1 protein-coding gene is annotated in these 616 nt (G+C 56.0%); it reads right to left on the bottom strand.

The genetic code is table 11. The annotated features are described in order from the left end of the window. The coding region (locus L692_RS32525; RefSeq protein ID WP_025698981.1) for a hypothetical protein at positions 1 to 616 on the bottom strand (616 nt) is incomplete at both ends.

A 616-nucleotide genomic window follows, 5' to 3' on the forward strand; every position in this document is an offset into this window, starting at 1 on the left:
ATTCCTTGTCGCGGGGCTCCCCGATTACAAGAAAGCGAATGTCCGGACGCCGCTGCGCCAGGAGTATGGCCATGTCGATGAAATGCTCCAGCCCTTTTTCCCGGATAATATATGAAGAGATGTAGCCGACGAGCGGATTTGCGGGCTTTACGCGAAGCTCGCGCCGCCGTTCTCCCCTCAGCTTGCTCCACGCCGCCGTCATCATCTCCTTGTCTTCCCAGGTAGGCGGAAGCAGCGCGATTTTGCTTGCCCGCATTTCCTCTGTAAAAGAAAGAGCCGCCGTTTGCGATATGCAGACAATCTGGTCGCTGTACCGGTGAATCACATGGATGCTCAGCGGAGTATGCTCGTTTGAGGTAATGATCTCGCTGATCTTCCATACCACCGGTATGCCCAGCGATTTGGCGGCTATGGCCGGCAGAACATGGACACAGGTGCTCGTTACGATGAAGGCGGGACGCCGTTGGTCCAGCCATTTCTTCAGTTCCTTGAACTCTCTGCCTTTCTGAAACGTCTTGATGTCCTCTTCGAGTCCCGCATAGGGAGTATACATGCCGTATACAAGCGGAATCGGCAGCAGCTCCACCGCTATTCCGCTGCGGCGGGCCTGCCTCGT

Origin of the sequence: Paenibacillus forsythiae T98, assembly GCF_000520735.1 — a bacterium.
Classification (GTDB): Bacteria; Bacillota; Bacilli; order Paenibacillales; family Paenibacillaceae; genus Paenibacillus_AQ; species Paenibacillus_AQ forsythiae.